The sequence below is a fragment of the Tropicimonas omnivorans genome (assembly GCF_031846565.1).
Taxonomy (GTDB): Bacteria; Pseudomonadota; Alphaproteobacteria; order Rhodobacterales; family Rhodobacteraceae; genus Tropicimonas_B; species Tropicimonas_B omnivorans.
Map to the genome: position 1 here is coordinate 810,428 of NZ_JAVRHL010000002.1, position 21,685 is coordinate 832,112.

At 67.1% G+C, this 21,685-nt stretch carries 20 protein-coding genes; 7 read left to right on the top strand and 13 right to left on the bottom strand.

The genetic code is table 11. From position 1 onward, the window contains the following. Positions 1-445: 445 nt before the first annotated feature. Positions 446-2,905 carry a DNA ligase D gene (gene ligD / locus RM543_RS09235; protein ID WP_311690821.1) on the bottom strand — a complete coding sequence of 820 codons (2,460 nt, stop codon included), beginning with the start codon at positions 2,903-2,905 and terminating at the stop codon, positions 446-448. Further along, complete coding sequence (gene ku / locus RM543_RS09240; RefSeq protein ID WP_311690823.1) at positions 2,902-3,807, bottom strand: non-homologous end joining protein Ku; 906 nt, start codon at positions 3,805-3,807, stop codon at positions 2,902-2,904. The genes ligD and ku overlap by 4 nt, the downstream gene beginning before the upstream one ends. Before the next feature lie 228 nt (positions 3,808-4,035). On the opposite strand from ku, the gene RM543_RS09245 reads away from it, so the two are divergent. After that, positions 4,036-5,049, top strand: a complete 1,014-nt coding sequence (locus RM543_RS09245) for a response regulator (protein WP_311690825.1) — start codon at positions 4,036-4,038, stop codon at positions 5,047-5,049. A 47-nt stretch (positions 5,050-5,096) separates the two neighbouring features. After that, the gene (locus RM543_RS09250; RefSeq protein ID WP_311690827.1) at positions 5,097-5,417 is read left to right on the top strand and encodes an Hpt domain-containing protein; all 321 of its coding nucleotides are present in this window, start codon (positions 5,097-5,099) and stop codon (positions 5,415-5,417) included. Between the two features lie 74 nt (positions 5,418-5,491). Here RM543_RS09250 and moaA read toward each other — a convergent pair whose 3' ends face one another. Beyond that, positions 5,492-6,499, bottom strand: coding sequence for a GTP 3',8-cyclase MoaA (moaA, locus tag RM543_RS09255; protein ID WP_311691362.1), 1,008 nt, complete (start codon positions 6,497-6,499; stop codon positions 5,492-5,494). A 121-nt stretch (positions 6,500-6,620) separates the two neighbouring features. On the opposite strand from moaA, the gene RM543_RS09260 reads away from it, so the two are divergent. After that, the gene (locus RM543_RS09260; protein WP_311690829.1) at positions 6,621-7,115 is read left to right on the top strand and encodes a D-galactarate dehydratase; all 495 of its coding nucleotides are present in this window, start codon (positions 6,621-6,623) and stop codon (positions 7,113-7,115) included. A gap of 4 nt (positions 7,116-7,119) precedes the next feature. Here the strand turns inward: RM543_RS09260 and RM543_RS09265 are convergent, their stop codons facing one another. Next, complete coding sequence (locus tag RM543_RS09265; RefSeq protein WP_311690831.1) at positions 7,120-7,815, bottom strand: HAD-IA family hydrolase; 696 nt, start codon at positions 7,813-7,815, stop codon at positions 7,120-7,122. 227 nt (positions 7,816-8,042) lie between these two features. Between RM543_RS09265 and RM543_RS09270 the strand changes: the two genes are divergently transcribed. Continuing rightward, the gene (locus RM543_RS09270; protein WP_311690833.1) at positions 8,043-10,502 is read left to right on the top strand and encodes a penicillin acylase family protein; all 2,460 of its coding nucleotides are present in this window, start codon (positions 8,043-8,045) and stop codon (positions 10,500-10,502) included. 64 nt (positions 10,503-10,566) lie between these two features. Further along, the gene (locus RM543_RS09275) at positions 10,567-11,556 is read left to right on the top strand and encodes an aldo/keto reductase (protein ID WP_311690835.1); all 990 of its coding nucleotides are present in this window, start codon (positions 10,567-10,569) and stop codon (positions 11,554-11,556) included. A gap of 54 nt (positions 11,557-11,610) precedes the next feature. Here the strand turns inward: RM543_RS09275 and hflX are convergent, their stop codons facing one another. The 6 genes from hflX to RM543_RS09305 form a co-directional block, all read right to left on the bottom strand. After that, entirely contained in the window at positions 11,611-12,900 is a 1,290-nt protein-coding gene (gene hflX / locus RM543_RS09280; RefSeq protein ID WP_311691364.1) for a GTPase HflX, read from the bottom strand. Next, a complete protein-coding gene (gene hfq / locus RM543_RS09285; protein WP_116082543.1) occupies positions 12,897-13,130 on the bottom strand; it encodes an RNA chaperone Hfq in 234 nt (77 codons plus the stop codon). Before hfq ends, hflX begins: the two co-directional genes overlap by 4 nt. 183 nt (positions 13,131-13,313) lie before the next feature. Next, positions 13,314-14,816: a TrkH family potassium uptake protein gene (locus RM543_RS09290; protein WP_311690837.1), complete on the bottom strand. Its 1,503-nt coding sequence runs from the start codon at positions 14,814-14,816 to the stop codon at positions 13,314-13,316. Between the two features lie 4 nt (positions 14,817-14,820). Then, positions 14,821-16,197 carry a Trk system potassium transporter TrkA gene (trkA, locus tag RM543_RS09295; RefSeq protein ID WP_311690839.1) on the bottom strand — a complete coding sequence of 459 codons (1,377 nt, stop codon included), beginning with the start codon at positions 16,195-16,197 and terminating at the stop codon, positions 14,821-14,823. Positions 16,198-16,290: 93 nt separating this feature from the next. After that, the gene (locus RM543_RS09300; RefSeq protein WP_311690841.1) at positions 16,291-17,166 is read right to left on the bottom strand and encodes a lysophospholipid acyltransferase family protein; all 876 of its coding nucleotides are present in this window, start codon (positions 17,164-17,166) and stop codon (positions 16,291-16,293) included. 132 nt (positions 17,167-17,298) lie between these two features. Continuing rightward, positions 17,299-17,859, bottom strand: coding sequence for a type 1 glutamine amidotransferase domain-containing protein (locus RM543_RS09305; protein ID WP_311690843.1), 561 nt, complete (start codon positions 17,857-17,859; stop codon positions 17,299-17,301). 176 nt (positions 17,860-18,035) lie between these two features. Between RM543_RS09305 and RM543_RS09310 the strand changes: the two genes are divergently transcribed. Continuing rightward, entirely contained in the window at positions 18,036-18,920 is an 885-nt protein-coding gene (locus tag RM543_RS09310) for a dihydrodipicolinate synthase family protein (protein WP_311690845.1), read from the top strand. 3 nt (positions 18,921-18,923) lie between these two features. On the opposite strand, the gene RM543_RS09315 is transcribed toward RM543_RS09310, so the two are convergent. Continuing rightward, on the bottom strand, positions 18,924-19,937 hold the full coding sequence (locus RM543_RS09315) for an NAD-dependent epimerase/dehydratase family protein (protein WP_311690847.1): 1,014 nt from the start codon (positions 19,935-19,937) through the stop codon (positions 18,924-18,926). Between the two features lie 106 nt (positions 19,938-20,043). Here RM543_RS09315 and RM543_RS09320 point away from each other — a divergent pair, with 106 nt between their 5' ends. Next, positions 20,044-20,907 (top strand): fumarylacetoacetate hydrolase family protein, encoded by an 864-nt coding sequence (locus tag RM543_RS09320; protein ID WP_311690849.1) that lies wholly within the window; start codon positions 20,044-20,046, stop codon positions 20,905-20,907. On the opposite strand, the gene RM543_RS09325 is transcribed toward RM543_RS09320, so the two are convergent. Both RM543_RS09325 and RM543_RS09330 read right to left on the bottom strand, forming a co-directional pair. Continuing rightward, positions 20,882-21,283 carry a TfoX/Sxy family protein gene (locus RM543_RS09325; RefSeq protein WP_311690851.1) on the bottom strand — a complete coding sequence of 134 codons (402 nt, stop codon included), beginning with the start codon at positions 21,281-21,283 and terminating at the stop codon, positions 20,882-20,884. The two genes, RM543_RS09320 and RM543_RS09325, sit on opposite strands and share 26 nt — an antisense overlap. Before the next feature lies 1 nt (position 21,284). Continuing rightward, positions 21,285-21,635, bottom strand: coding sequence for a HesB/IscA family protein (locus RM543_RS09330; protein WP_311690853.1), 351 nt, complete (start codon positions 21,633-21,635; stop codon positions 21,285-21,287). Positions 21,636-21,685: the final 50 nt, after the last annotated feature.

A 21,685-nucleotide genomic window follows, 5' to 3' on the forward strand; every position in this document is an offset into this window, starting at 1 on the left:
CTGGCGCGACGGAACCCGCGGCAACGGTCGGAGAACGGCGGAGGCGACCTGGGTCGGGGGCTGGGTCGAAGAACATGGAAGGGCGCCGCTCGGCGATCATGTGCGTTTGGGAGCATCGGGGCTCGGGATCAGCCGGGACGCCGCCAGTTCAACTCCGACGCGCTGTACGGCGGGCGGATCTCTTCGGACGGGAAGACTTGCCATACCCCGGCGGTCTCGCAGGCGCGGAAACCCAAGCTCCCGCCGCGCGTTTCCGCTGCTGCTGGCAGGCATCCGGGCGTCGGCCGCGACCGGCGTAGCCCGCCGCGACGGTCTCTGCCGTCCCGCCAATAACGTCGTCCCGCCGACCTCCGCGCCCACGTGCCTGACACAGGCTCGGGTCCGCGCTGGACGCGAGCAGGAGGATGAGGGCCGGGCGCGGGATGCAACGCACCCTAGCGTCGCGTCAGGACGTCATCTTCTCCAGCGCTTCGATGGTCCTGTCGGTAATGGACTGAAGCGCGTCCTGAGCGGCAAGGTAGGGGCAGGTCTTGGGCCACCAGCTCTCCGCGGCATCCAGCGTGAAGGCGTTCGCCGAGCCCAGCGTGTCCAGCTCGTCCCACGTGACCGGCCGCGCGACCGGCCCCCCGGGGCGGGCACGGACGGAATAGGGGGTGATGGCCGTACTGCCGCGTTCGTTGCGCAGCCAGTCGATGAAGATCTTCCCCTTCCGCTTGGCCTTGGACATCGTGGCCACGTAGCGGTCCGGAGCGTCCTGTTGCATCACGTGTGCGACCGTTTTGCTGAAGAGTTTCACCGTCTCCCAGCTGCGTGTCCGACGAAGCGGCGCCCAGACATGGACGCCCTTGCCGCCCGTCACCATGGCGGACGCGGCGATCCCCAGATCCTCCAGCCGGTCCTTCACGTCGAAGGCCGCGTGTTTCACATCGGCGAAGTCGAGGCCCCCGTCGGGGTCGAGGTCGAAGACGACGCGGTCCGGCCGATCCAGCCTGTCCCGTCTGGCGCCCCAGATATGGAACTCGATCGCGCCCATCTGCGCGGACGCGACGAAATGCGAGGGCCGGGTGGCGTAGAGGTAATCCTCCATGCCGTCCTTCTCCTCGATCTCCACGCGGGGCATGTCTTCGGGCCACCCCTTGCCCGGATGCTTCTGGAAGAAGCAGGCCTCTTCCGGGCCCGATGGGCAGCGCAGGAGGGAGAGAGGCCGGTCTCCGGCCGCCTCCACCATCCGTTCGCCGGCCATCTCGTAGTAGCGCGCGAAGTCGAGCTTGGTGATACCAGTTCCAGAAAACAGCTGCCGTCCGGGATGGGTGATGGCGATACCGGCAACGACGGCATTTTCCTCCGCGGTCTCGTGATCCATTCGCACCTCCGCTGCGTCCTTGTCCGACCTCAGGCCGAGAAAGGCGCCGTGCCGGATATGCCCGTCCCGCGTCAGTTCCGTGAAATCGACCTCGGCGATCATGTCGGGCGTGACCCAGATCGCGCCCCTGGCCATCCCCTTGGGGACATCCTCGAAGGGGGACGTCTTGCGAGGTCTCGCGGCCTTTCCGATGGCCTCGAAATCCCGGGCCTTGAAACCGGTTCCGACGCGGCCGCGATAGATCAGCGCCCTGTCCCGGAACTCACCGAGAAGCAGGGAGGAGAACGGGCGGCCGGCTTTGTCGGACGGGGAGAGCCCGCCGATGACGAATTCCTGTCGTTTCGTGCATTTGACCTTGACCCAGGCCTTGGACCGAGCGGCGCGGTAAGGAGCATTCGTCCGCTTGCTGATGACCCCCTCGGCGCCCTCCTCGCAGGCAGCCGCGAAGACCTCGCCGCCGTCGCCCGTGATGATTTCCGTCAGGCGGATCTTGCCGGTCTTAGGCTCGTCCGCGAGCAGCGCCTCCAACGCCGCGCGGCGCTCCGTCAGGGGTTTTCCGCGCAGATCCGTTCCGTCCTTCGCGAGACAGTCGAATGCATGAAAGACAAGTGGGCCGCCTTCCGAAAGTGCGGCCTGAAGAGAAGAGAAGGGGGAGCCGTCGATCCGGGCGGCCATCACTTCGCCGTCGATCAGGGCGGACTTGCAGGGCAGGGCGGCGGCGGCTTCCTCGAGGTCCGCGAACCTGTCCGACCAGTCCTTGCCGGAGCGGGTGTAGAAGACCGGCCCGCCCTTGCCGAGCGCGATCAGGCAGCGATAGCCATCGAACTTGGTCTCGTGCCACCAATCGTCGCCCTCCGGGGCCTCCTCCACCAGCGTGGCGAGCTGCAGACCCTCGAAGGCGGGGCGCTTGCCGCGCTGGGCGGATTTCGGGGCAGCCGTACCGGGCCCGTTCGGGGCATTGCGGCCTTCCGCGATCTCGTCCATCCCGCGGCTCGTCTTCACGCTTGTGGTGAAGTCCCGCGTCAGGCGATCGCCGTCATCGCCGGCGAGATCGTCCTTCTCCTTGATCAGCAGCCAGTTCTCCCGCGTCTCGCCCTTTTTCCCGCGCATGCGGACCAGCGCCCATCCGCCCTCCATCCGCTCACCGCCGAGGCGGAAGTGGAGCTTTCCGCTCTCGAGGCCCTCGGCCGGATCGTGCAGCGGCTCCCAGTCGCCCCGATCCCAGAGCATGACGGTGCCGCCGCCGTATTCCTTCTTCGGGATCGTGCCCTCGAAGGTGCCGTAGGACAGCGGATGATCCTCGGTGCGCACCGCGAGACGCTTCTCGCCCGGATCGTCCGACGGCCCCTTAGTCACCGCCCAGGAGAGCAGGGCGCCGTCCCATTCGAGGCGAAAATCCCAGTGCAGGCGGGTTGCGGCGTGCTTCTGGACGTAGAACTTCAGTCTCGCGCCCGAACGGCCGGCCTCACCCTTCGGCTCGCTCGTACGGGCAAAGTCGCGCTTTTCGTTGTAGCGCTTCAGACGGTCTGCATCGCCTGTCATGAGGCCTTTTTCCGGGAGGATGCGGTCTTCGATTTGCCTCGGCCGGAACCCGAGGAAGACGGTTTGGAGGATGAGGATTTCGACCCGGACGCCTTGCGCCGGGAGGAAGAGCCGCCGCCTTCTTCCTTCAGGCTCTGCTTCAGCGCGCTCATCAGATCGACGACGTTGTCTCCGTCGCTATCCTCGTCCTTGTCGGCGGAGGCTCGCGGCGTCTTCTTGTTCCTGACCTTGGCATCGAGAAGCTTGCGAAGCGCCTCGTCGTAGCTGTCCTCGAAGGCCTCGGCATGGAACGGTTTGGTCTTCTTCTCGATGAGGGTCGTGGCGACATCGAGAAGCTCCTCGTCGCTTTCGGCATCCTCCATGCCGGAGAACAGCGGATCGGCGTTCCGGATCTCGTCCGCATAGTGCAGCGTTTCCAGCAAGAGCCCGTCGCCGCAGGGTTTTATCGCGCAGAGATATTCCTTGCCGCGCATGGTCAGTTGCCCGAGGCCGACCTTGTCCGCCGACCGGAGCGCATCTCGCACCACGCGGTAGGCATCGGCGGCGAGATCGTCGGAGGCGACGATGTAGTAGGGCTTGTCGAAGTAGAGCGGCGGTATCTCGCAGGCATCCACGAACTGGACCAGCTCGAGCGTCCTCTTCGTCTCGAGCCGTATCTCCTCGAGCTCCTCGGGTTCGATGAGGACATACTCGTCGCCGACCTCGTAGCCCTTCACGATGTCATCCGATTTCACCGGCCCCACGCCCTTGGCGACCTTCTGGTACCGGATCCGCTCGCCCGACGGCTCGTGGATCTGCCGGAAGGAGACGCGCGCGCCCGTCTTCGTCGCGCTGAAGATCTCGACGGGGATCGAAACGAGGGAGAGGCGCAGCTGGCCTTTCCAGAGAGCGCGAGGTGCCATGAAAACGATCTCCTTGCCGCTGGGTGATCCAGACGTCGAGGCAACGCCCGGGGCGCCGCTTCGGTTCAGCGGGGGCGCCATGGAGAGCTTGGAGCCGAAGCGCGGAAAACACCAGAAAGCCGTCACAATCTGGTCCCTTTTGGAGGGTCAAACCGACGGCAAGGCCCGAACCGGGCAACGACTCACGCCCCCGGATCACCCGCCGGGGCGCAGACCAAAGGAGCGATCATGCGAATTCTCGCGGTCGACGACGATCAGATGCTGCTCGACCTTCTGGTCCCCTCCATGGCCCACATGGGCTACACCGATGTGGATACGGCGCTCTCGGCGCGCGAAGCCTTCGACATCATCATGAATGCTCCGCAGCCCTACGAATGCATCCTCCTCGACATCCAGATGCCGGAGACGGATGGCATCGAGCTCTGCTCGATGATCCGGATGCTGGATGACTACAAGACGACGCCCATCGTCATGCTCACCGCGATGACCGACCGGGCCTACATCGACAAGGCCTTCGCCGCGGGCGCCGTGGATTACATCACCAAGCCGTTCGACGGCCTCGAGGTCGGGACCCGTCTGCGGATCGCGCAGCGCATGGTCGAGGATCGAAAGGCCGTGACGGACAAGGTCTTCGCGCTCAACACGCTGAAGACCAAGGTGAACGAGGCCTACCGCTTCAAGCGCGAGACCGCGATCAGCATCGAGGACGTGCCGGGCGTGGTCGATCACCTCGTTCTCGAGAACTACGTGCTTCAGCTGTCGCGCGGACAGTCCTTCCTCTCCACCGCGATCGGCTTCCGCATCGTCGAGTTCGACCGGCTTTTCGGCTCCCTCTCGGCGCCGGATCTCTACTACACGCTCGCCGACGTCGCCGAGGCGATTTCGGAGCAGTTCCGGAACTCCTCCTTCCTGATGGCCTACATGGGCAACGGGATGTACGGGCTCGTCACCTCCCGCGGGGACCCGGCCATCGGACCGGAACTGCAGGACGCGGTTCAGGGCGCGGTGGACGCGATGGAGCTCAGCACCGAGGACGGTATCCCCTGCGAGATCACCGTCGCCACCGGCCTGCCTCAGACCAACTCGATCTTCTTCGGCTCGAGCGCCATGGCGATGGTCCATGCGGCGCTCGACGATGTGCGGCACCGCGAGGGGCGTATCCCGGGCTTCGCCTTCCGCCGGCCGTCGGATGATGCAGCCCGGCTCGATGCGCATGCCGAGCGCCTGTCCCGGATGACGTGACCATGCATCAAACGGACTACGCGAGGTCCTCGACCCTCTCCCCGGAGATGGTCGAGACGATCAAATCCGTGCGCGCATCGTTCCTCGCCGGCCTCGGCGCACGGCTGGAGCGGCTAGACGCGCTGATGGACCGGTCCGAGGAGGCGCCGGGAGAGGTTCTGCCCCGCATCGAGGAAGAGGCTCACCGCATCCGCGGCCTCGCGGCCTCCATCGATTACGACGACCTCGGGCGATTGGCGTCTGACGCGGAAGATGCACTGCGCTCGCATTCTGCGGCACGTCCCGGCCAGCGCCTCGGCGAGGATGCACGCCGACATGTCGAAGATTTTCTCGACGAGATGGATCGTATCTTAACCGCTCGCGGTTAAACAAAAATTTGTCAGTATGACGGAGTACCAGATGCTTGGACGACTGAGCTTCCCCCCGACCCAGTCCCGCTCCATCAGCCGCCGGTGTGGCTCATGTGACGTGACATCTGCCCGCCGGCTTCCGATCGCGAATAATCGAAATCGTGCCCCTTCGGTTTGCGCGAAATTGCGCCACGAATCGCCGCCTCGAGCGGCGCGTCGTCTCCGGGATGAGCGCGCAATGGCTGTCGCAAATCTGCTTGATCTTCCTGCCCGAGGCACATGAACAGCTCGCCCGTGCAGGTGAGGCGGACCCGGTTGCAGCTTTCGCAGAAATTATGGGTCAGCGGAGTGATGAAGCCGATCTTCTGCCCCGACTCCTCTAGCCTGACGTAGCGCGCCGGCCCGCCCGAGCGCTCGGCGAGGTCCGTGAGGGTGAAGCGCTCGGCCAGCTGGCGGCGCAGATCCTTCAGGGACCAGTACTGGCCCACGCGATCCTCGTTGCCCAGATCCCCCATCGGCATGACTTCGATGAAGGTCAGGTCCATGTCCCGCGCGGCGCACCAGGCTTGCAGGTCGAAGAGCTCGTCCTCGTTGAAGCCCTTGAGCGCGACGGTGTTGATCTTGACCCGAATGCCGGCCTTCTGCGCCGCATCGATCCCCTTCAGAACCTGGGGCAGGCGTCCCCAGCGGGTGACGCGGGCGAACTTCTCCTCATCCAGCGTGTCGAGGCTGACATTGATGCGGCGTATGCCGATGGCGGCGAGGTCGTCTGCGAAGCGATGAAGCTGCGAGCCGTTCGTCGTGATGGTCAACTCATCGAGAGCGCCGCTGTCCAGATGGCGGGACATGGCGAGGAAATAGGTCAGGATATCGCGCCGGACGAGCGGCTCCCCGCCGGTGATCCGAAGCTTGCGCACGCCGAGACGGATGAAGGCGCTGGACATCCGGTCGAGCTCTTCCAGCGTCAGCAACTCCTTCTTGGGGAGGAACTGCATGTTTTCGGCCATGCAGTACACGCAGCGGAAATCGCAGCGGTCTGTGACGGAGACGCGCAGGTAGCTGATCGCGCGCTGGAACGGATCGATGAGGGGTGCATCCATGTCCCAGAGGTAGAGGTGGGGCCGCGGGGCCGCAAGGCGGGGCGGTGCGAACTGTTGCCCGATCACGGTCGAGCCGCTAGGACGGAACGCCAGAGACATGTGCCGCGGGAGAGCCGGACCAATGCAGAAAACGCTGATACTCGCGTTCCTCGCCGCCACTGCCATCACCGCCGGGTGTGCACGGGAAACGCCCGTCAGTGCCGCCGCGCCGGACCAGCCGGCGGCGAGCGAAGAGCAGGGGACCGGTACGGGCGCAGGGACCGCCTCCGCGCCGCCGCCCGCCCGCGCAACCACGGTCGATGAGTTCGATACGACCTCCGCGGAAGAGCGCGCCGCCGCCAAGGCCCCCCCGGAGCCCGAGGAGAGCGGAGCGTCCGACCTCGGAACCACGATCGCGTCCCTCGGCGATCCGACGGAGCCCGGTTTCTGGCTGGAAACGCCGCTGGTGCCCGAGGTCCGTCAGGGCCGGATCGAGTACCAGGGCGAAAGCGTGAAGGTCGAGCTTCGACCCTCCGGCGGTGCGTCCGGCTCCGGCTCCCGGATTTCTCTTCCCGCCATGCGGCTCATCGGGGCCGGGCTGACGGACCTGCCCGAGATCGCCGTCTTCGGGCTCTGAGCCGTCAGGCGGTATCGCGCAGTCCCGCGCGGGAGAGACCGAAATGCGCCGGGTCCAGCTCGGCGACGACGGCCTGCGCCCCGGAAAAAAGGCTCGCCGTGTGGTACCGGCCGGGAAATCCGAACGTCTTGATGCCCGCGGCGATCGCGGCGGCGGCGGCGCAGGGGCTGTCTTCGACGGCGACGACTTCGCCGGGCGCGAGACCCAGCGTCTTCAGCGCCGTGAAGTAGCATTCGGGGTCCGGCTTGCCTCGCGTCACGAGTTCGGCCGTGACGATGCAGGTGAAATCTTCCGCCGTCACGGGCGGATGCGTGCAGGACAGGAGCGCATCGACCCCGGATCGCGGCGCGGTGGTCACGAGTGCGACGGCTCGCCCGTCCGCCTTCGCCGCCGCGATCAGCGCGGCGACGCCGGGCCGGAGCGGCACTCCGAGGGAGCGCATCATCCGCATGTAGGCACGGTTCTGCTCGCGATAGAGCAGGATCGGCTCGACCGTTTCGCCTCGCTCCCGCGCGAACCTCGCGATCCGTTCGGCGCCCTCGGCATGAGCCTGGAGCCGGGCGTAGATCTCCGGCGTCCAGTTCCAGTCCAGTCCGGCGGCTGCGAATGCCGTGTTGTAAGCACGGCGATGCACCTCCGACATCTCGGCCAATGTGCCGACGGATCCGAAGAGGATCGCCTTGGGCGGGGTCGGGATCATCGCAGATGCATCCTTGTGTGAACGTGCGGCGCGCCTTGATGGTCACATGCCGCAGGGGAAGAAAAGGTTCCCGCGCGCCATCGCCGAACATCCGACCGATCTTGTGCGCGGCGGCCACGACCGACGCGGCAGGCAGCGCGCTTTTACCTTCGCGCGCCATCGCATAATGTTCCGGCGCGCGGCAATCGGGCGAGCAGATCCCGGAGCCTTCAAGCGAAGGGACGAACATGGAACGCATCTTCCGCTGGTCACTGCGGATCCTCCTCGTCGTCATGGCGCTCGGGGCCATCGCGCTTGGCCTCGTCTACTACTTCGCCTCCCGCTCGCTGCCGGACTACTCGGCGGACTGGCGGGTGAACGGCGTGGCCGGCGAGGTGGAGATCGTGCGCGATACCGCGAACGTGCCCCATATCTTCGCCGCCGCGAACGAGGACGTCTTCTACGGTCTGGGCTTCGCTCACGCGCAGGATCGCCTCTGGCAGATGATGCTGCTGCGCCGCACAGCGCAGGGACGGCTGTCCGAGCTTTTCGGGGCGCGGACGGTGAAGACGGACGAGCTTCTGAGGCGTCTCGATCTCTACGGTGCGGCTGAGGCCAGCGTTCCCGACCAGGACGCGGAGACCAAAGCCGCGCTCGAAGCCTACGCGGACGGGGTCAATGCGTGGTTGGCGCAAGTCAACGCGCAGGCGCTCGGCCGCGGCGCGCCCGAGTTCTTCCTGTTCGCGCCGGAGATCGCGCCCTGGCGCCCGGCGGACAGCCTCGCGGTGATCAAGCTGATGGGGCTTCAGCTCTCGGCGCAGGCGCAGCACGAGGTCCTGCGCGCCCGAGCCTCCCTCGCGCTCGAGCCCGAATTCCTGCAGGACCTGATGCCGCGGGATCCGGGGACGGCACGGATCGAGCTTGCCTACGCAGAGATCATGGACGGGCTGGACGTGGCGTCGGCGCTCGGCGCGCCTTCGCAGGCGCCCTTCATGAGCCCGGTTCCGAAGATCGGTGAGGAGGGCGCGTCCAACGCCTGGGCCGCGGCGCCGTCCCGCTCGGCGGCGGGCGGCACGCTTCTCGCGAACGATCCGCACCTCGAGTTCACCGCACCCTCCATCTGGTACCTTGCACGGCTCGACCTTTCGACAGGCGGCGTCATCGGCGGCACGATTCCCGGCATGCCCTTCGTCATGCTCGGCCGGTCCGCCAACCTCGGCTGGGGCATGACCTCGGCCTATGTCGACGATCAGGACCTCTACATGGAGGAACTGAACCCCGGGGATGCCTCCGAGTACCGTACCCCCCGCGGCTGGCAGCCGTTCCGCACCGAACGGTCGATCATCCGCGTGAAGGATGCCCCGCCGGTCACGATCACGCTGCGGTGGACCGAGAACGGCCCCGTGATCCCCGGCTCCCATTGGGACCTCGGCTCCGTCACGCCGCCGGGCCATGTCGCCGCCCTCGCCTGGACCGCGCTCAGCCCGGACGACACGACCGCCAACGCCGGCATGCGCCTGATGCGGGCGCGGGACGTGGACGCGGCCATCGCGGCGGGGGAGGAGTTCATCGCCCCGGCCCAGAACGTGACGCTGGTGGACCGCGAGCGCATCGCCTTCCGCACCTTCGGGGTCGTTCCGGCCCGCGATCCCGCGCATGAAAGTCAGGGCCGGATGCCGTCCCTCGGCTGGAAGGAGGAGAACCGCTGGCAGGGGCGCATGCCCTATGACGACAATCCCGGCCAGGCCGACCCGGAGGGCGGTGTCCTCGGCAACACCAACAACAAGACGGTGGATCGCCCATTCCCGAACCACGTCTCCTACGTCTGGGGCGACACCCAGCGTATCCAGCGCCTCACCCGCCTGATGGGTGAGCGGGACGTTCATACCCGCGAGAGCTTCATCGCCGCGCAGCTCGACACCGTGAGCCCGACAGCGCGCCTACTCCTGCCGCTCGTTGCGAGGGACCTCTGGTATCAGGGGGAGGCGGCGCCCGATGGCACGGCGGAGCGGCAGCGTCAGGTCGCGCTCGAGATGCTGGCCAACTGGAACGGCGAGATGAACGAGCACCTGCCGGAGCCGCTGATCTATGCCGCGTGGATGAAGCGGCTGCAGGACAAGCTGATCGTGGACGATCTCGGTCCGCTGGCCGCAGCGTGGGACCATCCCGATCCGGTTTTCCTCGAACGGGTGTTCCGCAATACCGGAGGCGCCGCGCGCTGGTGCGACATTCGCCAGAGCTCCTTCACCGAAACCTGTACGGACATCGCCCGGATCGCCCTCGACGAGGCATTGATCGAGATCGAGGAGACATGGGGCGGCTCGCTCGAATCCCTGCGCTGGGGCGATGCCCACGAAGCGCATCACGACCATCCCGTCCTCGGGGATGCGCCGATCCTGAAGTGGTTCGTCAATATCCGGCAGAGCACATCGGGCGGGGATTTCACCCTGCGCCGCGGTCGGACCGCCGGGACCGGGCCGGACCCGTTTTCCAGCGTGCACGGTGCGGGCTATCGCGGCGTCTACGATTTCGCGGACCCCGACTCGTCGGTCTTCATCACCGCAACGGGCCAGTCGGGGCATCCGCTCAGCCGCCATTACGACGACCTGGGAGAACTCTGGCGGCGGGGGGAGTACATCCCGATGACGCTCGATCCGGCACTGGCGCGGGCCGGCGCGACCGGCATCACAAGGCTCATCCCCCGCTAGGGCGGAACCGCGCCGACCTCGGGCTCATTGATCTGCGAACAAGCGCACGTCATCGGAGAACAGCATGGACCGCAGACCCCTCGGCGAAACCGGCCTCGACATCGCCCCCGTCGTCTTCGGCGGAAACGTCCTTGGGTGGACCGTGGACCGCGAAACGGGGTTCCGCCTTCTCTCGGGATTCACCGATGCCGGGCTGAACGCGATCGACACGGCGGACATCTATCTCGGGGGTGTGGACGGGGGCCGATACGGCGCCTCCGAGACCATGATCGGAGAATGGCTCGCCGAGGATCAGAGCCGGCGGGACCGGATCGTCCTGATCACCAAGGTCGGCGGCACGATGGGGGATGAGGGGCGCGGCCTCTCACCGGCCTGGATCGAGAAGGAGGTCGATGCCTCCCTGACCCGGCTCCAGACCGACCGGATCGACCTCTATCTCTCGCATTTCCCGGACGACAGCGTGCCCCACGAGGACACGCTCGGCGCCTACCAGCGCCTGATCGAGAAGGGCAAGATCACCGCCTGCGGCGCCTCCAACTACAGCGCGGACCAGCTTGGGGATGCGCTCGCCGTCTCGCGGCAGGGCGGGTTGCCGCGCTATTCGGTGATCCAGCCGGAATTCAACCTGATCGAGCGGGACGCACTTGCAGGGCCGATGCGCGATCTGGTGGACCGCGAGCAGATTGGCGTCATCACCTATTTCTCCCTCGCCTCGGGTTTCCTGACGGGCAAGTACCGCAGCAAGGATGATCTCGAGGGGAAGAGCCGTGCAGGATTTGCCGGCAAGTATCTGGACGATCCCCGCGCCATGCGCGTTCTCGAGGCTCTGGACGATGTCGCGAAAAGTACCGGCGCCGCACATGCCGAGGTGGCCCTGGCCTGGGTCCGCCAGTCCCCCGGCGTCACGGCGCCCATTGCGTCGGCGACATCCGAAGAGCAGCTCAAGAGCCTCGTTCGGGGCGCGACGCTGGAACTCAGCCCGCAGCAGATGCAAACGCTGAACGAGGCGGGCCAGGAGGGCCAAGGCGAAGCGGGATCAGCCGCGAAACCCTGATGCCTGAGATGACGCGCCCGGCAAGGGGGGCGGGCGCGTCGCGGCTGTGGCGACTTACAGCGCCTCGAAGTCCATGCGCTGTCGGTCGGTCCAGCGGACGTCCAGCGACCAGCCCTCATCGGTCTCGCGCTCGGCCTCGATCACGTCCCGCTCGTGAAGCCAGGCGCGGCGGCGGCCTTCCGAAAAGGGAATATCGACCGTCTGGCGCCGCCGGACGCCCTCGAGTTGGGCGGTGATCGCATCGACGGCCTCGGTGACGCCGGTGCCGTCGAGCGCGGAGATCAGAAGTGCATCCTCCGACCGGTCCGCGATCGCCTCGAGCGCGGCGCGGGCGTCTTCCGGAAGCATGTCCGCCTTGTTCCACAGCTCGATGCGGGGGACGTCCTCCGGCACGCCGAGGTCGCCGAGGATCGTGTCCACGTCCTCCGCCTGGCTGTCCGTGTCCGGATGGGCGACGTCGCGGACATGCAAGATGAGATCCGCTGCCAGAACCTCCTCCAGCGTTGCGCGGAACGCCGCGACGAGCTGTGTCGGAAGGTCCGAGATGAAACCGACGGTGTCCGACAGGATCACGCGGGTGCCGCCTTCGAGGGTCACACCGCGCATGGTCGGATCGAGCGTGGCGAAGAGCATGTCCTCCGCCATCACCTCGGCGCCGGTCAGCCGGTTGAAGAGGGTGGACTTGCCGGCATTGGTATAGCCGACGAGGGCAACCACCGGGAACGGCACCTTCGCGCGGGCGGCGCGGTGTAGCCCCCGGGTGCGGGTGACCTTCTCGAGCTGGCGGCGGATACGGGTGATCGCCTCGTCGAGGGCCCGGCGGTCCGCCTCGATCTGGGTTTCACCGGGACCGCCGACGAACCCGAGGCCGCCGCGCTGTCGCTCGAGGTGGGTCCAGGCGCGCACCAGCCGCGTCCGCTGATAGGACAGGGCCGCAAGCTCGACCTGCAGCACGCCTTCCCGCGTCGCGGCGCGGTCCGCGAAGATCTCGAGGATCAGGCCGGTCCTGTCGAGCAGCTTGACCTTCCAGGCGTCCTCGAGATTGCGCTGCTGGACCGGGGTCACGGGACCGTCGATCAGGACGAGTTCGACCTCCCGGGCCTCGATCGTGGTCTTGATCTCGTCCATCTTGCCGGTGCCGAAGATCGTCGCGGGGCGCACCTCGCGGAGCGGCACGACGTCGGCTTCCACGACGTCGAGACCGGGCAGGGCGGCCGCGAGGGCCACCGCTTCGTCCAAGGCATGGATGGGTTCCTTCCGACGCTCCGCTCCGCGGATGTCGGGGTGAAGCACGAGGGCCCGCGTGGGCTTCGTGCGGCGGTCCTGGGGCTCGTGGTCGGTCAGTCTTCAGTCTCGTGCAGGTTGATCGGCTGGGAGGGCATGATGGTCGAGATCGCATGCTTGTAGACGAGCTGGGACTGTCCATCCCGGCGCAGGAGCACGCAGAAATTGTCGAACCAGGTGATCACACCCTGCAGCTTGACACCATTGATGAGAAAAATCGTGACCGGGACCTTGGTCTTCCGGACATGATTGAGGAATGCATCTTGTAGATTCTGCTTATCGGCAGCCATTCTGTGTAGCCTTTGTTCATCGTGCATCGCCGCGATCGTCCCTTCCCCGCGGCCGGGATCGGCGGCGGTGACGAATGCCCCCGCGTTCTGCGTTCGCACTATGGAGAGGCGCGGAACGGGTTTCCACCCCCGAACAGGGGTATTCAGCCGCATTTTTCAAGGGCAGACCCGGCGGATCGGCGGTCAGCCGCGCCAGAATTCGGGGTTGAAGAGGGCGATGATGGCCAGCGTCTCCATCCGCCCCACGACCATGGCGACCGCCGCGATGGCCTTTCCCCAGTCCGTCAGGAGCGCGAACGAATACTCCGGCTGCTGTATCACGCCGACAAGCGGGCCGGTGGAGGAGAGTGCGGCGACGGACAGGACCATGGCCTCATCGAAGCTCATGCCGGTGGCGGCGAGAAGCCCCGAGCAGACCGCCAGCGAAATCGCGAAGAGCATGAAGAAGATCCATGCGATGAAGGCGCCCTGCCGGCGGATCCGCCGCGCCTCCCGACCCGCGCCGCCGATGGAATGGGGATGGACCAGCCGCTCCATCTCCCGCACGCCATGCTTGTAGAGCGCGAAGACCCGCAAGAGCTTCACGCCGCCCGCCGTGGTCGCGACGCCGCCGCCGACGAGCGCCGCGGCAAGCAGGATGAGGCCCGGCGATTGCAGGCCCGACCACCACCGCGCGGTGTCCCACTCGGCGCTGACGAAGCCTGTCGTGGTCAGGAACGACAGCAGCGAGAAGATGCTGCCCCAGAGCGCACCGATGGCGGAGCCGAGATCCGCTTCGAGGCGGCCCTCGTAGGCACCGATCCAGTGACGCAGGAACAGAAGCACCGGCACGAGGGTCACGCAGGCCGTCGCCATTCGCAATTCGGGATCGTTCGACAGGCGTTCCCACGTCGGCAGGCGCCCCTCGGTCCAGAACGTCGCGCGCGAGACGCCAAAGACTAGGAAGACGAAGATGATCATCTCCCCCGGAATGCCGGAGACAGAGGCGGCCGTCCCCCCCGTCGGGCTGATGCCGCTCGTCGCGAGGGTCGACATCGCATGGCAGATCGCAGTCAGCGGCCGTTCCCCGGCAATGGCGAGGGCGAGCCAGAGGACGCCCGTCAGACCCGCATAGATCGGCGCGAGCGTCTCGGCGACGCGGTACAGCCGGCGGTCCGCCTCCTCGGCGCTGATCCGGTCCGCGCGGGCCCCCGCTCCCGCGCGCAGGGTGGAGGTGACCTCGAACCCGCCCAGGTTCATCGGCGCGAGAAGCCCGAACGCCGCGACCCAGATCAGGAACCCGCCGAGCCAGCCGACGGTCGCGCGCCACAGATGCACCGTGTCGGGAAGCGCGAGCGGCCGCCACAGCGTCGCGCCGGTGGTGGTGAGGGAGGAGACCATCTCGAACCACGCATCGGGCAGGCTCACGCCCGCTGCCGCCTGCACCGGCAGGGCCAGGTAGATCGGCAGGATCGTGTAGGCGGCGACGAGGGTCAGAAGATGGCTGCGCGAGACGTTCCGCACCGGCGCGGCGGAGGTGGCAAGGCCGAGCAGCGTGGTTCCGATCAGGCCGAACGCGCCGCCGAGCAGAAAGGCGCGCGCCGACTGCGCATCCTCGACGGCGGCGGCATGGAAGACCGGCAGGAACATCGCCAGCGATGCGATGCCGGACAGGACCACGATCAGGGGAAGGCGCGGGACGCGCATGGGATCAGAAGAAGTCGATCGAGACCTGAAGCAGGCGCTCGACCTCGGGCACGTCCGCGGCGAGGGCGAAGATCATCACGATATCCCCCTCCATGATCCGCGTTCCGCCCTGGGGATGGATGATCTTCCGGCCGCGCTTGATCGCCCCGATGAGCGCGCCTTCGGGAAAGTCGGTTTCCCGCACGAGTTGCCCGGAGATGGGGGAGGTGGACAGGACCTGCGCTTCGATCACCTCCGCCTCGGCATCGCCGATCGAGTACACGCCCCGCACCCTGCCGTGCCGGATGTGGCGCAGGATCGAGGAGACCGTGGTGGCGCGGGGGTTGATGTAGGCATCGATGCCGAGCGGGGCCATCAGGGGCACGAGCGTGGGATCGTTGACGAGGCAGATGGTCAGCGGGTTGCCTGCGGTCTTTGCGCGAACGGCGGCGAGGAGGTTCACCTTGTCGTCGTCGGTGACGCAGAGGACGGCGTCGGCCCGGTCGACATTCGCTTCCATCAGGAGGCCCATGTCCAGCCCGTCGCCATTCAACACGATCGTCCGCTCAAGGGCGTCGGCGGCCCGCTCGGCATTGCCGCGGTCCCGCTCGATGACCTTCGCGCGGATGCGGCGGGCCTGCTTTTCCAGCGCCTGCGCAACCGCGAGGCCGACATTGCCGCCGCCGACGATGACGACGCGCTCCTGCTTGCGGGTGGACTTGCCGAAGATATCGAGCGTCCGGTCCACATCCGTCTGGCTTGCCGCGACGTAGATCTGGTCGCCGGCGAAAAGCTGGTCCCGCGCGTCTGGCGCGAAGAGCGTCCCGTCCCGCCGGATGCCGACGACGATGGCGGCGAGGGTGGAGAAGAGATCCGTCAGCTGCCGCAGCGGCGTGTCGAGGACGGGGCATTCGGGGCCGAGCTGGAGCCCCAGAAGCTGCACCTCGCCGTCGAGGAACTGCTCCGTATCGAAGGCGGCGGGGGCGGAGAGGCGCTGGATCGCTGCGTCCGCCACCTCCCGCTCGGGCGAGATCACCACGTCGATCGGCATGTGATCGCGGCGATAGAGGTCCGAATAGATGGCCGTCAGGTAGGACTGCGCCCGCAGGCGGGCGATCTTGCGCGGTACCGCGAAGACGGAGTGCGCCACCTGGCAGGTGACCATGTTCACCTCGTCCGAATGGGTCGCGGCGATGACCATGTCCGCGTCGCGGGCGCCGGCAGCCTCGAGGACGTCCGGATAGCTCGCGAAACCGGCGATGCCCTGAACGTCCAGCAAATCGGTGGCACGGTTGACGAGATCGGGATTGCTGTCCACGACCGTGACGTCGTTCTGCTCGCCCGACAGGTGGCGGGCGATCTGCCAGCCGACTTGTCCCGCCCCGCAGATGATGACCTTCATGGCACCTCGGTGTTCAGCCCCAACGCCGGCAGGGATGGCAGAGGGGAGGGGAAGCGTCAACGCCGCCCGGCGCTCCGGGCCGGGGGCGGTCCCTTACTGTGTCAGCGTGGGCTTCAAGAGGCGCGGGCGGCGCGTCATCTCCGCGAGCGACACGGCCGGAGCGTTCGGACCGCCGAGACGCAGGGTCCGTGCCCGCAGCTCCTCGATGGCTTCGGAAGACCCCGCCGGCAGGGTTTTCGCCGGGATCGGACGGCCGACGGTCAGGCGGTACGGTTGCCTGCCCTTGTTCAGCGTTTCGTGGAAGAGGGTGATGTCCCGCAGCGACGGGTGGAGCAGGTCGAAGAGGTAGAACAGCACCGAATTGCGGGCGCGTATGTTGATCGGGATCACGTCCAGATCGAACTTGCGCGCGATCATCGCCGCCGAGGCCATCCATGGACGCTCGTGCAGGCTGAGGCCGCGGCGCTTGGCAAGACGGCCCGACGGAAAGATCACGCCGATCCGTCCGTCCTTGATGGCCTTGCGGGTGTAGGCCATCGTCTCGCGGGTCTTGGCATGGGTCCGCTTGTCCTCCCGCCATTCGACGGGGCAGATCATCGTCTCCATCTGCGGCATGACGCGAAGGATGTCGCTGTTGGCGTAGACGAAGAGGTCCGGGCGCTTCGCCCTGAGGGCGTGCCACAGGATGACGCCGTCCGCGATGCCGGTGGGATGGTTCGCCACGACGAGCGCGGGACCGCTGGCGGGGATGCGGTCAAGCCCGGTGATTTTGACATCACGCGCAATGATTCCTGCAACGCGGTCCATAATCTCCGCATTGGGCGCGTCGCGGAGTTCGGAGCCGAGCTCGAGCGTCTTGTCATAGCTCAGGGTCTTGTCGAGCAGATGACGCGCGGAGCGGCAGAACGCGTTATCCTTGAACAGCCACTTCGCGCGCTCGGCGATAAGGGGATCTATTCTGTCACGCATCTGGATCCCTCGGCCTCAGCTGGCTCGTCCAAAGAACACCGCGCACATAAAAAAGGCGGCACGGCCCTAGATATAGGCCGCGCCGCCCGGTGACAATGCGGCGCGCGGGGAGGCGCGCCGATCTGCCGAAAGTCAGGCCGCGTCACGGCCGGATGCGCCCTGTTCGACCGCATCCTTGATGGTGCGGATGAAGGCGTCGAGGTCGTCGGGGTTGCGGCTGGTGATCAGGTTCCCGTCATGGACGACTGTCTCGTCTACGACCTCGGCCCCGGCATTCCTCAGATCGGTGCGGATGGACGGGAAGGACGTCGCACGGCGGCCCTTCAGCACGTCCGCCTCGACGAGGAGCCACGGCCCGTGGCAGATCGCGGCGAGCGGTTTGCCGCTTTCGGCAAAGGCCTTCACGAATGAGACCGCCTCGGGAATCGTCCGCAGCTTGTCGGGATTGATCTGGCCGCCCGGCAGGACGAGCGCGTCGTAGTCGGCCGCGTTCGCGTCCTTCAAGGAGAGGTCCGCAGGCTCGGTGCTGCCCCAATCCGTCTCGTCCCAAGAGCGCACATCGTCGCCCTCGGGAGAGATGATGTGGACCGTGGCGCCGGCTTTCTTCAGCTCGTCCCGTGGCACGGTCAGTTCGACCTTTTCGAAGCCGTCGGTGGCGAGGATGGCAATCTTGGCGGTTCCGATGGTGGGCATGTGAAGCCTCCGTTCGTCTTGTGTCATTTGGAACGTAAAACGGCTTGGGGGAGGGTGCTGTTCCAATGGCCCCCGCATGCCACGCAGGATCGTGAGGAGGGGGGCCGGTGCACTGGCGTCCCCGCGGTCGACGCGGCATGGTGCGGCCAAACGAATGCCAGGGGAAGTTTGAACGCATGTTCACCGGGTTGATTGCCTATGTCGCCACGCCGATGAATGCGGATGGCGAGGTGCGGAGCGAGACGCTCGGCAGGCATCTCGATCGCCTCGCCGCTTCCGGGATTGCCGCGGTGGGGCTTCTCGGGAGCACCGGGTCCTACATGTTCCTCGAAGCGGCCGAGCGACGCCGGGCCGTCGCGGCCGCCGCCGAGGCGATCGGCAGGAGGGCCCGGCTTGTCGTCGGCGCCGGCGCGTTGCGGACCGACGAGGCGGCTGCGGCGGCGCGGGACGCGGCCCGCGCGGGGGCGGACGGGCTGCTCCTTGCCGCTGTATCCTACACCCCACTGCGCGCGCAGGAGGTCGAGGCGCATGTGACGGAGGTCGCGCAGGCGACGGACCTGCCTCTCTGCCTCTACGACAATCCCGCCGCGACACGCTTTGCCTACACGCCCGAACTTGCCGGGCGGCTCTCCGCCCTTGCCACAGTGACCGGCATCAAGCTCATCGCCGAGGACCAGGACCGGATCGGGGAGCAACTGGCCGCCTACCGGCGCGCGCTCCCCGAGGCGTTCGCGATCGGGTTTGCCGGCGATGCGAACAGCCCTGCGGGGCTCGCCATGGGTGCGGACGGGTGGCACAGCATTCTCGCCGGCTTCGCGCCGGACTATGCCCGGGCGCTCTGGTCGGCCGCCCGGTCCGGCGACGAGGACGAGCTTGCGCGGCTCCATGGACGGGGGGCGCCGCTCTGGGACCTGCTTCGTGAGTGGGGCGGGCTCCGCGTCGCGCATGCGGCGATGGAACTGGAGACGCGGGAGGACTGGCCCCCGCAACGCCCGCTCCAACCGATGTCGCCCGATGCCCAGGACGCCCTGTCGGCGGCCCTCGAACGCCTGCGGGACTAGGGTCTACTTGTCGTAGTACTCGCGGAACCACGCGACGAACCGCTCGATCCCGTCCCTCACGTCGGTCTGCGGCCTGTAGCCGGTCAGCGTGTGCAGAAGGTCCGCGTTCGCCCAGGTCGCCGGCACGTCGCCTGGCTGCATGTCCATGTAATTGCGGATCGCCTCCTGCCCTAGCGATTGCTCGATGGCCTCGACGAAGTCCATCAGCCGGACCTTGTCCGAGTTTCCGATGTTGACCACGCGGAACGGCGCCACGGGGGAGAGGCTGTCGCCCTCGGGCACCACGCCGTCCACCGGCCGCACGGGCGCGGCATCCATCAGCAGGCGAATGCCGCGGACGAGATCCTCGACATAGGTGAAATCGCGGTACATCTCGCCGTGATTGTAGATGTCGATGGGCCGTCCATCGAGGATCCGGTCGACGAACTTGAACAGCGCGAGGTCCGGCCGCCCCCACGGCCCGTAGACCGTAAAGAAGCGGAACATGGTCGTCGGGAGGTCCCACAAATGCGCATAGGAATGGCCCATGCTCTCGTTCGCCTTCTTGGTGGCGGCGTAGATCGTGAGCTGCGTGTCGGCCTTGTCGGTCTCGGCGAACGGCATGTCCTCGTTGGCGCCGTAGACGGAGGAGGTCGAGGCCATCATCAGGTGTCTCACCTTCAGGCGGCGCGCGGCCTCCATCACGTTGAAGGTGCCGATGACGTTGCTGTCGATATAGGCGCGGGGGTTCTCGAGGCTGTAGCGCACGCCTGCCTGCGCGGCGAGGTGGACGATGACGTCCGGCTGGAACTCCTCCGCGACGCGGTTGAAGAGCTCGGCGTCCTCGAGCTGGCCTTCGGTCGCGGTGAAGTTCGGATCCTGCAGCAGCATGGCGTGGCGGCGGCGCTTCAGGGCGACGTCGTAATAATCGCTCATCCCGTCATAGCCGCGGACGACGTAGTTCTCCGAAAGGAGCAGCCTCGCGAGATGGTAACCGATGAAGCCGGCGGTTCCGGTGATCAGCACGCGTTCGCTCATGGGGTTCGCTCCTTGGGGTCCCTTGCCCCGCGCTTAGCAGCCCGGCAGCGCGGGGGCCAGTTGACGCCGCCCGCCGCCGCGGAGATTGTCCGCGGGACGATCCGGAATGAAGGACAGCGAGATGCGGTTTGCGACATTCGCGAGGGCCGGACGGCTCGGTTGGGGCGCGCTTACGGAGGACGGCATCGTACCGGTTCCGGGGCGAGGGCGTTCGCGCGGAACGCTGAAAGGCGCGATCGCCGGCGGACTGCTGACGGAGGCGGCGGAGTATGCCGCGGGCCGCCCGGCGGAATTCGCGCTCTCGGACGTGACGCTCCTGCCGCCGATCCCGGACCCGGCGAAGATCTTCTGCATCGGGGTGAACTATGCCGCGCACCGGGAGGAGACCGGGCGCAAGGAGGTCGGGCATCCGACCGTCTTCACCCGCTTCGCCGACAGCCAGGTCGGCCATGGACAGGCGATGGTCGTGCCGCGCAGCTGCGAGCGGTTCGACTACGAGGGCGAGCTTGCCGTGGTGATCGGACGTGGCGGCCGGCATATCGGCGCGAAGGACGCGATGGCGCATGTCGCGGGCTATTCATGCTACAACGACGGCTCCGCGCGCGACTGGCAGCGCCACACGAGCCAGTTCACGCCCGGAAAGAATCACCCCGGATCTGGCGCCTTCGGTCCGGCCCTCGTGACGCCGGACGAGATCGGCGATTACCGCGAGCTGCCGATAGAGACGCGGCTGAACGGCGACGTGGTGCAGCGGGGCTCGCTCGACCAACTCCTTTTCTCCATCGAGGAGGTGATCGAGTACATCTCCGGCTTCACGCCCCTCCAACCCGGCGACGTCATCGTCACCGGCACGCCCTCCGGCGTCGGCGAGCGGCGCGATCCGCCGCTCTACATGAAGGCGGGAGACGTGGTGGAGGTGCAGGCAGGCGCCGTGGGCACCCTCGTCAATCCCGTCGTGCAGGCGGACTAGACGCCCCTCTCGCCGTCTTGCGGGCCTTCTTCTCCTCTCGTTCGGCGGCGGCAACCTCCGCCGCGGTGAGGGAGAGGCGGGCCCAGCGGAGCGCTTCCTCGGGGTCGTCGAGTGCATCGCCCGGGAGGGACATGAAGCCGGGGATCTTCCGCGGACCGCGCTTGGTGTCATAGGCGAAGGGCAGGGCGCCCGCCTCTGCATAGGAGGCGCTCAGATCGCCTCCGGCCTTCATGTAAAGGACGTCATCGATCACGACGGCGATCATCGCATCGCCGATATAGAGCCCGGCTCCGCCGAACATCCGGCGGGGGCGGATCTCTCCCAACGCCTCGAACAGATCCCTGGCAAGCGCGATCAGGCCGGGATCGGCGGCCATGTCAGGTTTCGGCGAACTTGATCGATTCCCCGCAGCCGCAGGCCTCGGTGACGTTCGGGTTGTTGAACCGGAAACCGCTTTCGAGAAGCGAGGTCGCGTAGTCGATCTCGGTGCCGAAGAGAAACATCTGGGCCATCGGAGCGATCATCACCCGCGCACCGTCCTGCTCGACCACCTCGTCGTTCGGATCGATCTCGGTGGCGTAGTCCATGGTGTATTCCATGCCGGCACAGCCGCCCTTCTTGATGCCGATGCGAAGGCCCGTCGTTCCGTCCCGCTCCATCAGTCGCGCGATCTGCGCGGTTGCGGCGGGGGTGAGTGTGACGGCCTGTTTTCCGGGTATGCCGAACATCGCAAGGCGCCCTTCCTGCTTCTGGGTCCTGAAGGGACAACATAAGGCCG